The sequence below is a fragment of the Ruminiclostridium cellobioparum subsp. termitidis CT1112 genome (genome assembly GCF_000350485.1).
Lineage (GTDB): Bacteria > Bacillota > Clostridia > Acetivibrionales > DSM-1351 > Ruminiclostridium > Ruminiclostridium termitidis.
The window spans coordinates 407,030-416,826 of record NZ_AORV01000026.1 but is presented as its reverse complement, the minus strand read 5'-3'; the positions used below and the strand labels follow the sequence as shown (position 1 = coordinate 416,826).

Below are 9,797 nucleotides of genomic sequence, written 5' to 3'. Positions count from 1 at the left end.
CAACAAGCGGGTTAAGGGAAGCGGAAAACAGTGAGTATATAATAGATCAAATCGGTATAAAGACAGGAATCAGGGTTGAGATAATCAATAATGCACAGGAGAGGTATTATAGCTATCTGGCTTTAAAAAATAAACTTAATGAGAAAAAATATCTTCATAACAAACCGGTTCTGGTTGTCAACATCTCCTCGGGGGGAGTGGAAGTGTCGGCGCAGAGAAACGGCAGGCTTATTTTTACCGAATATCTGAAGCTGGGTTCCCTCAGATTGAGAGAAATGCTGGCAGGCCTGGAGTCCATGTCTATTGACTATCCCAGGATAATGGAAGAATTTATTGAGAGCAAGCTTTACTTGATAAAGAGCAGCATAAGGAGCATGAAAATAAGGAATTTCATTGGCCTTGGCGGAGAGATGCAAACCATACTCGGTATTATTCAAAAGGATATATCACTTGCCGGGGAAGAGATTCCCCAGATAAAGACCGGTGTAGTGACCGATTTGTATAATAAGCTGAAAGGCATGAGTATAAATCAGATTACCGATTTTTATGATATAAGCAGAGGAGAAGCTGAAATATTGCTGCCCACTGTGATTCTTTTCAATTCCTTCATAAAGATGACCAAAGCGGAAGAAATACTGGCGCCGGCCGCTTCCCACAGGTACGGGCTCTTATACGATATTGCCGACAGAAGTACTTCCGGCGGAGGCAGTTCCAATTCCAATATAATAAATGCAGTGTGGAAAATTGACAAAAAAGTACGGTGTGGAATAAAAAACATGCCTCATATGTTAGTTAAAACAGCACTTTCCATTTTTGATCAAAGCCTTGAAACCAGCAAACTTGATATAAAGGACCGGCTGTATCTGCAAATAGCAGCCATCCTTCATGATGCCGGGAATTATGCCGGATTTACCAGGCATGAGAAGCAGACCTACAACATTATAAAAATGCAGAGTATTCTTGGAATTTCAGACGAAGAGCAGAAAATTATAGCAAATGTCGCTTATTACCACACATCAAAAATTCCGTCCAGGCTCCATAAGAACTATGTAGATCTCAATGATAAAGATAAGATCAGAGTGGCAAAGCTATCTGCCATACTAAAATTTGCCGAATCAATGGACAGCTCCCACACACAAAAAATCAAAAGACTGAAAATAAGTAAAGATAATGATCTGCTCACGTTTTATGTATATTCTGCCAGGGACATTCAGCTGGAAAAATGGTCGGTTGAAGAAAATGTTGATTATTTCGAAGAGGTTATGGGCATAAAGCCATATATACAAATAGTTAACAGTGACAATTAATTAAGCGTATAAATGGAGGCAATATGACAAATCAATTTGTTCAAAGTAAATATATAAACAGGGAATTAAGCTGGCTGGAGTTTAACAGGAAGGTGTTTGATGAGGCACAGGATCTTACAAATCCTCTGTTGGAGAGGCTGAAGTTTCTGGTGATAGCATGTGCGAATCTTGATGAATTCTTTATGGTCAGAGTTGCGCCTCTTTATGAGCAGGTAATTGCAGGCCTGGACAAGACCGATCCTTCGGGACTGACACCCGGTGAGCAGCTGGACAGGGTATTGACCAGAACACAGGACATGTTTTCGGATATTTACCGCTGTTACAATAGTTTACTTTTGCCTGAAATGAAAAGCCAGGGAATAATACTGGCCAAACCGGCGGATTTAACCGACAGCCAGAAGGCTTTCATTGATGTCTATTACCAAAAAAACGTGTATCCGGTTTTAACTCCAATGGTGGTTGATCAGGGCAGACCCTTTCCCCTGATTTTAAATAAGACACTGAACATTGCCATCCTTGTGCAGGATAAGGAGGACTCGGAAGGGGAACCACTGTTTGCCACCGTCCAGGTTCCGTCGGTCCTCAACAGGCTGATAGAATTACCCGCAGCAGATGAAAACAAGTATTTCATTTTGCTTGAGGACATGATCAGGATGAAGCTGGATTCCCTGTTTACAGGACATAATGTAATATCCTCCAGCTGCTACAGGATAACCAGGAATGCCGATCTTACACTGGATGAGGAGGAGTCGGAGGACTTGCTGAGCACAATAGAGGATTCCCTGAAGCAAAGAAAATGGGGCGCGGCAGCAAGACTGGAAGTGGAACAGGACATAGAGGAAAACCTTTTGAGAATCCTGGAGGAGGAAATAGAGGTAAGCCGGGATAAACTGTTCGCTGTGGACGGGCCTGTGGATCTTACGTTGTTAATGAAGGTTTATGAGATAAAAAACTTTGACAACTTAAGATATGTACCCAGGCCTCCGGTACAAAATGAGGATTTTGAAAATTGCGAGGATATCTTTGAGCTGATAGCCAAAAGGGATGTCCTGGTCCATCATCCCTATGAAGCGTTTGATCCCATAATAGAATTGATAAGGCAGGCCGCAACTGATCCGGATGTTCTGGCCATAAAACAGACTTTATACAGGGTAAGCGGAAAATCCCCCATTATTGATGAATTGATCAGGGCGGCCGAACAGGGTAAACAGGTCACGGTACTTGTAGAACTGAAGGCCAGGTTTGATGAGCACAATAACATAATATGGGCAAAGCGCCTGGAAAAGGCGGGATGTCACGTCATATACGGTCTTGTGGGGCTGAAAACCCATTGTAAGGTCTTATTGATAGTAAGACGGGAGGAAAACGAATTAAAAAGATATGTTCACATGGGCACTGGCAACTATAATGATGTGACTGCAAAAATTTATACCGATTTGGGTCTTTTTACCTCCAACCCATATATGGGGGCCGACGCTTCGGCTCTATTCAATATGCTTTCAGGTTATTCAAAGCTTACGAACCTTTTTAAAACGGCAATATCCCCCCTGAATATGCGTGATAAATTTATGAGATTGATTAAAAAAGAAGAGGAGAATGCCACAAGAGGCCAAAAGGCCAGAATTATTGCAAAAATGAACTCTCTTGTTGATGAAGGCATAATAAATGCACTTTACAGTGCCTCCTGTGCAGGTGTACAAATAGATCTCATTGTGAGGGGAATATGTTGTCTGAGACCGGGGCTTCCGGGAGTATCGGAAAATATCAGGGTGATGAGCATTGTCGGCAGGTATCTGGAACACAGCCGGATATACTATTTTTACAGTGGTGGCGCTGAACTTGTCTTTCTTTCCAGTGCCGACTGGATGACCAGAAATCTTGACAGGAGGGTTGAGCTTCTGTTTCCTGTGGAGAGTGAAGAGGCCAGGGAAAAGGTATTGAAGATTGTTCAGCTATGCTTGAAGGATAATGTGAAGGCCAGGGTTTTAAATCCGGACGGTGGGTATACAAAGGTCAATGCAATCAATGGAGAGGACAGGTGTGACAGCCAGCAGATCTTCTGCAGAATGGCTGAAACAAAGCCGGAATACCGGGCTTGAGCTTCAAAATGACTTAGAAATAAAACAATATAGTAGATTTTTTAACGAAAAACTACTTACAAATAAAATAATTATGGTATAATAAATGCTGGTATTTAACAGCAAATAACACCATTAAAAATGGCTAATGAATTAAAATTTTAAAATAGTTATGTGAAGGGGGAACTCAAATGAATTACTCACATGAAGTAGAAAATATGTGTGTTGTTAAAAAGGGTCCAGATCATGGTCCTGCGCCAATACCTGAAGAGGGTAAGTGGGTAAAAGCAAAAGAAATCAAAGACATTTCAGGATTGTCACACGGTATAGGCTGGTGTGCACCTCAACAGGGAACCTGTAAGTTAACTTTGAATGTAAAGGATGGTATCATCGAAGAATCATTGGTTGAAACAATCGGTTGTTCAGGTATGACCCATTCGGCAGCTATGGCAGCTGAAATCCTGCAAGGTAAAACTATTCTTGAAGCTTTGAATACCGACCTTGTTTGCGATGCTATAAATGTTGCAATGAGAGAAATATTCAAGCAGTTGGCATATGGCAGAACTCAGTCGGCTTTCTCGGAAGGCGGTCTTCCAGTAGGCGCAGGTCTTGAAGATCTGGGCAAGGGCTTGCGTTCACAGGTGGGAACAATGTTTGCAACAAAGGCCAAGGGTGTTAGATACCTTGAAATGGCTGAAGGTTACATATTGAACATCGGACTGGACAGTGACAATGAAATAATCGGGTACAAGTTTGTACACCTTGGAAAAATGATGGATATGATCAAAAAGGGTGTAGATCCCAAGGAAGCTTATGAGAAGAACATAAGCACATACGGAAGATTTGCCGAAGCGGTTAAAGTAATTGATCCAAGACACGAATAATTAAAGAGAGAGGTGAATACTGTGGTTAGATTTGAAGGTTATGAAAGAAGAATAGCTCAAATAGAAAAATGTTTAGCCGAGTACGGATTCAAAAGCCTTGAAGAGGTTAAGGATGTCTGTACTGCCAGAGGTGTAGATGTGGATGCAATTGTTAGAGGAATACAGCCGATAGCATTTGAAAATGCAGTATGGGCTTATACTCTTGGTTGCGGTATAGCAATTAAAAAAGGCGTAAAGACAGCTGCCGAAGCTGCGGAAGCAATAGGACTCGGATTGCAGGCTTTCTGTATTCCCGGCTCGGTTGCAGATTCAAGAAAAGTGGGTATAGGCCACGGAAATCTTGCAGCAATGCTTCTTAAAGAAGAAACCAAATGCTTCTGCTTCCTTGCAGGACATGAATCCTTTGCGGCTGCCGAAGGTGCTATCGGTATAGCAAAGACAGCCAACAAGGTAAGAAAGGAACCGCTCCAGGTTATATTGAACGGACTTGGTAAGGATGCCGCTTACATAATTTCAAGGGTAAACGGTTTTACATATGTTGAAACAGACTACGATTTCTCAAACAACACCTTAAACGTTGTCAGGACAAAGGCTTATTCTAACGGAGACAAGGCAAAGGTTAGAGTATACGGTGCAAATGACGTGCTTGAAGGTGTAGCTATAATGATGAAGGAAAATGTTGACGTTTCCATCACCGGTAACTCAACCAACCCGACCAGATTCCAACACCTGGTTGCAGGAACTTACAAGAAGTGGTCCCATGAGAATGGAAAGAACTACTTCTCGGTTGCATCAGGCGGAGGGACAGGAAGAACCCTGCATCCTGACAACATGGCTGCAGGTCCTGCTTCATACGGTCTGACCGACTCAATGGGCAGAATGCACGGTGATGCCCAGTTTGCCGGTTCATCTTCAGTTCCTGCCCACGTTGAAATGATGGGCCTTATCGGTGCCGGAAACAATCCAATGGTTGGTATGACGGTTGCCGTTGCAGTTGCTGTGGAAGAAACCGCTAAATAAGAGGTTTTATAAAGATTCATACGAGATTATAAATTAACAATGTATGTCATTTTGGAGATATTATGACGTGCATTGTTTTTTTATGGACTTTTTAATTGTATAAGGGCAATATATTCTATTTACAAAAGGCAGTATTTGTATTAAAATGTATAATGATTTGAAAAATTTACATAAATTAGCAATGGGTTTATTGAATAAGGAGTATAAAGAGTATAAATGTTTGACACTTTACTACAGCACAGCATATTTCAGAAAGTTATAATGAATACATTATTGGTCTCTATTCCGGAAGAATTTTACTTTGTAATGTTTGTATTAATACTGGTAGGGGAATTTGAATACTGGAAGGAACCGGGCTGTAAAAGGCTTATAAATAAGTTTGACTATTTTAGAGTATTCCTTCCCACCGGTGTTGTTGCTCTATTATCCAATATTCTCAGATATAACGGTTTAGAAGGTGGAATATATCAATTCATACCTCCTGTAGTGCTTTACATACTGATAGTATTAACCAATGACATTTTTGGGGATGCAAGTTGTATGAAATGGATGGGAAAAGCCTTTATATTCCTATTGATCGGTTTTATTTCAATCGGGTTGTCGGAATTTATTTATATGCCGTTTGTACTGTACAGCACCGGACTCACTATGGAGGAGATATGCAATGACTTCAGACTTTACTTCGGGTTGTCCCTGCCGGCAAGAGTGCTGCAGTATTCAATACTTTTATACTTTGTATGCAGGAAAAGAACTTTGCTGAAAGGACAGATGTTCAAGCATATCTTTTCAAATACTAAACTATCAGTCATATTCTCTTTGTTTGGGGTATTTAATATAGCGTTCATGTTCGTAATGTATAAGGCCGTTGTGTATGATAAAGCTCTTGTGGCTATTCCACTGGCTACACAATTTGTTGTCGTTATCGGCATAGTCCTGTTTCCCATTGCGAATATAATAAGTTTGCTGTTGAGCTCCTATTATATCAGAAATTTGGAGGTTAATGACAAAAAGGGCGCCACTGATAAGCTGGAAAGCTTATATAAAGAAATTCAATTGTATACAAATAATGGAGAATATGATAATATTATGTGGAAATTGAATGAATTTGGCATAGGCATTAAGGAAGTATCAAATAGTCTGTATAAGGGTAATACAACAGACTACCGTAGGTAAGTTTAAGAGTATAAGGAGGGATGACAATGAAGATATTCTTTTATAGCATCTTATCAAGTCTTTTGTATATTATAGTATTGTTGTTTGGAGTAAAGCCAGCTTGCATGTGGGGATTCCACCAGCCAAGAGTACCAAAGATCCAATAGGTATTAGCCGTTCCCTTGGTGCCTATACCAATTTAATACAGGCTTTATATTTTGCCATGTTTTTTGTTTCGGGATATAAAGGGAGAACCTTATGCAGTTAATTGCGGGGTTCTCTTTTTATATGGAGAACATGGCGGCCGAAAACGAAAAAATCGTATCTTATGGGCTGACGTGCGGAAAAATAATGTATAGTCAAAAAGCTTGAAGGTTTAAACCTGTTAATATGCAAAAGTTAAGATGAATTGCGGTTTAAAGACGCTATAATACGGGTATTTCGAGTTATATATCCCAAAGTATTTTTAAAAATGATATTTTTATATTGAAAGCCTGCAAAAATAATGATAAAATTATCTTAATTTAAGCAAGGACGCTTAACATTCTTATGTTAAGCGTTTTTAATTATGTTTTAGCACGCTACAGTGTTAGAAGAGAAACATGCTAGATAAAATAATGAAAAGAGGGATTTATCATGAAAGGAAACAAAAGAGTATTAGCTCTGGCTTTATCGGCTGTTTTGACCCTGACCGGTCTGGCTGGCTGCGGACAGAGCGATAAATCTGCCGGTTCAACGGCGGGTGCATCAGGCGGAGGCGCCAAGAGTAGAGCGCAGGACACAATCATTTATGCACAGGGTGCAGATCCGAGAGGACTTGATCCTGCACTTGTGGATGACGGTGAATCAGGAAAGGTCATAGTAAACATTTATGAAGGACTGTTAAAGTATAGCAAGGATTCGACACAAATCGAACCTTCTCTCGCAGAAAAATGGGATATAAGCAATGACGGACTTACATATACCTTCTATCTCAGGAAGGGTGTCAAATTCCAGGATGGAACCGATTTTAATGCCGAAGCGGTGAAAATAAACCTTGACCGCCAGCTGCCGCCCAAGGTTACCGAAGATATGGTTTATGCAGGTTTCGTATTTGGTTCGGTAAAAGATGTTGAGGTTGTTGATGACTTGACTGTTAAAATCAACCTGACAGCTCCAAGCACACCATTCCTTAACAATCTTGCCATGTGTATGGGTGCGCCTATGATAAGTCCGAAGGCGCTGGAGGAGAACGGCAACAATGTAAACGAACATCCGGTCGGAACAGGCCCATACACCTTCGTAAGCTGGACAAAGGGTCAGAACATAGTTCTGAAGCGCAATGACAATTACTGGGGTGAAAAGGCTGTAACTACCAATGTTATATTCAAGTTTATCCCTGATAATTCGGCAAGAGTTGTTGCACTTGACAACGGAGAAGCCGATATCATCGACGGAATCGATGCAACAGTAGTACAGCAGATCGAGGGTTCAGGAAACAAGATATATAAGGCACAGGGCATGAACATAAACTATTTGGCCTACAATACAACCAGAGCTCCTTTTAATGATGTAAAGGTACGTACGGCAATTTCTCAGGCCATTAATGTTCCCGAGCTTGTGCAGAGCTTATACCAGGGTTATGCAGAGCCTGCGACTTCAGTACTTCCAACCTTTATACCGGGATATGATGCAAGCATAGCACAGGTTGCCTTTGACCAGGCTGCTGCCAAAGCAGCGCTTGCCGGTGCGGGTGTCAACAAGCTGCATATAATCACATACACAAACCCAAGACCTTACAATACGGCTAATGGCCAGGCTCTTGCCGAAGCAATCCAGGGTTATCTCAAGAATGTTGGTGTAACTGCAACAATTGATGCTTTTGACTGGACAACCTACAAGGAAAAGGTTAAAGCGGGAGATTATGATATCTGTTTCTATGGCTGGATAGGCGATAACGGTGATCCGGACAACTTCATGAACCTGATGGCCGACAAAGATCCAAGAATGAATGTTGCACGTTATGACAACGCGGCATACAAGGAGTTGATAGCAAAGGGACTCACCATACCAAACGGTGACGAACGTAACAAGGTTTACACCGACCTTGAAAAAATGGCTGCAAAAGAAGCTGTTTGGCTTCCAATATCTCATGCTACGACGCTTGTTGGTTACAGGAGCAATGTAAAGGACTTCAACTACCATACCACAGGAGTTATATTCCTTTCCGAAGCTTCCAAAGACTAATTGAGTTATATTTGTAACTGACACAATTTTGTGCGTATATGCTGCCAGAAGTGTGACCTTGCACTTCTGGCAGATATTATTTTGCAAAGATATTAGGGAAAGGTTGTTAAAGATGTTAAAATATATAGTCAAACGTATACTTATGCTGATTCCGGTACTTCTTGGAGTCTCTGTCATAGTATTCCTTATAATGCGTGTATTTTCTCCAGACCCGGCTCCCATTGTCCTGGGACAGCATGCGACAGCCGAAACGGTAGAAAAATGGCGTGAAGCAAACGGCTTGAATTCTCCCATATATATTCAATATTTTGATTTTATCAAAGGTGCTTTTACCGGAGATTTCGGTACCTCCTATTACACCAAGACTCCGGTAATGAAAGAAATAATGTCGCGTTTCCCGGCTACAATAGAACTTGCAATAGCAGCAATTATACTGGCATCAATAATAGGTATCCTGATTGGTGCCATTTCAGCTGTAAAGAAAAATTCTATTTTTGACAATTCCGGAATGATTCTTGCATTGATCGGTGTGTCCATGCCCATATTCTGGCTCGGTATTCTGCTCATAATCCTGTTCTCGGGCATATTGCACATATTACCCTCGGGAAGCAGAATTGATCCGCTGCTGCAGCCGTATGGCGGTACAGGCTTCTACATGATTGACACCTTGGTTTCAGGTGACATGGAAGCCTTTGTTGATGCGGTAAAGCATCTGGTGCTGCCTGCTCTGGCTCTTGGAATGTATTCCATGGCTATCATAACAAGAATGACCCGCTCCAGCATGCTGGACACCTTGAACCAGGATTATATCCGTACTGCCAGGGCTAAGGGCATAAAAGACGGGAGAGTGATCACCCACCATGCGCTCCGGAATGCAATGATACCGGTTACCACTGTTATCGGTCTGCAGCTGGGCTCACTTCTGGGCGGAGCAGTGCTCACCGAGACTGTTTTCTCATGGCCGGGCATTGGACATTACACTGTTGAATGCATACTGAAATCGGATTTTCCCGTAGTTCAGGGAATTGTATTGCTGATTGCATGTATTTTTGTGTTGATCAACCTTGTAGTAGATATTATCTATGCATTTCTTGATCCAAGAATTAAATTTTCCAAGAAGGAGGCTTAAC

8 protein-coding genes are annotated in these 9,797 nt (G+C 41.5%); all 8 read left to right on the top strand.

What is annotated here, in order from left to right:
* Positions 1-1,307: Ppx/GppA phosphatase family protein (locus CTER_RS08915; protein ID WP_004624746.1), on the top strand; the 1,307-nt coding region annotated here is incomplete at its 5' end.
* A gap of 23 nt (positions 1,308-1,330) precedes the next feature.
* On the top strand, positions 1,331-3,406 hold the full coding sequence (locus tag CTER_RS08910) for an RNA degradosome polyphosphate kinase (protein ID WP_004624743.1): 2,076 nt from the start codon (positions 1,331-1,333) through the stop codon (positions 3,404-3,406).
* A gap of 170 nt (positions 3,407-3,576) precedes the next feature.
* Positions 3,577-4,269, top strand: coding sequence for an iron-sulfur cluster assembly scaffold protein (locus CTER_RS08905; protein WP_004625019.1), 693 nt, complete (start codon positions 3,577-3,579; stop codon positions 4,267-4,269).
* A 21-nt stretch (positions 4,270-4,290) separates the two neighbouring features.
* Positions 4,291-5,289: a GGGtGRT protein gene (locus CTER_RS08900; protein ID WP_004624876.1), complete on the top strand. Its 999-nt coding sequence runs from the start codon at positions 4,291-4,293 to the stop codon at positions 5,287-5,289.
* A gap of 261 nt (positions 5,290-5,550) precedes the next feature.
* Complete coding sequence (locus CTER_RS08895) at positions 5,551-6,462, top strand: hypothetical protein (protein WP_131469400.1); 912 nt, start codon at positions 5,551-5,553, stop codon at positions 6,460-6,462.
* A 20-nt stretch (positions 6,463-6,482) separates the two neighbouring features.
* Positions 6,483-6,608 (top strand): cyclic lactone autoinducer peptide, encoded by a 126-nt coding sequence (locus CTER_RS29260; RefSeq protein ID WP_083908955.1) that lies wholly within the window; start codon positions 6,483-6,485, stop codon positions 6,606-6,608.
* A gap of 469 nt (positions 6,609-7,077) precedes the next feature.
* On the top strand, positions 7,078-8,667 hold the full coding sequence (locus tag CTER_RS08890) for an ABC transporter substrate-binding protein (protein ID WP_004624793.1): 1,590 nt from the start codon (positions 7,078-7,080) through the stop codon (positions 8,665-8,667).
* 112 nt (positions 8,668-8,779) lie between these two features.
* Positions 8,780-9,796, top strand: a complete 1,017-nt coding sequence (locus tag CTER_RS08885) for an ABC transporter permease (RefSeq protein ID WP_004624901.1) — start codon at positions 8,780-8,782, stop codon at positions 9,794-9,796.
* The last annotated feature ends 1 nt before the right edge of the window (position 9,797 follow it).

Bases quoted from the DNA above. Each gene is read 5' to 3' on its own strand.
- CTER_RS08910 (WP_004624743.1), top strand. From the start codon at position 1,331: ATGACAAATCAATTTGTTCAAAGTAAATATATAAACAGGGAATTAAGC.
- CTER_RS08905 (WP_004625019.1), top strand. From the start codon at position 3,577: ATGAATTACTCACATGAAGTAGAAAATATGTGTGTTGTTAAAAAGGGT.
- CTER_RS08895 (WP_131469400.1), top strand. From the start codon at position 5,551: ATGAATACATTATTGGTCTCTATTCCGGAAGAATTTTACTTTGTAATG.
- CTER_RS29260 (WP_083908955.1), top strand. From the start codon at position 6,483: ATGACAATGAAGATATTCTTTTATAGCATCTTATCAAGTCTTTTGTAT.
- CTER_RS08890 (WP_004624793.1), top strand. From the start codon at position 7,078: ATGAAAGGAAACAAAAGAGTATTAGCTCTGGCTTTATCGGCTGTTTTG.
- CTER_RS08885 (WP_004624901.1), top strand. From the start codon at position 8,780: ATGTTAAAATATATAGTCAAACGTATACTTATGCTGATTCCGGTACTT.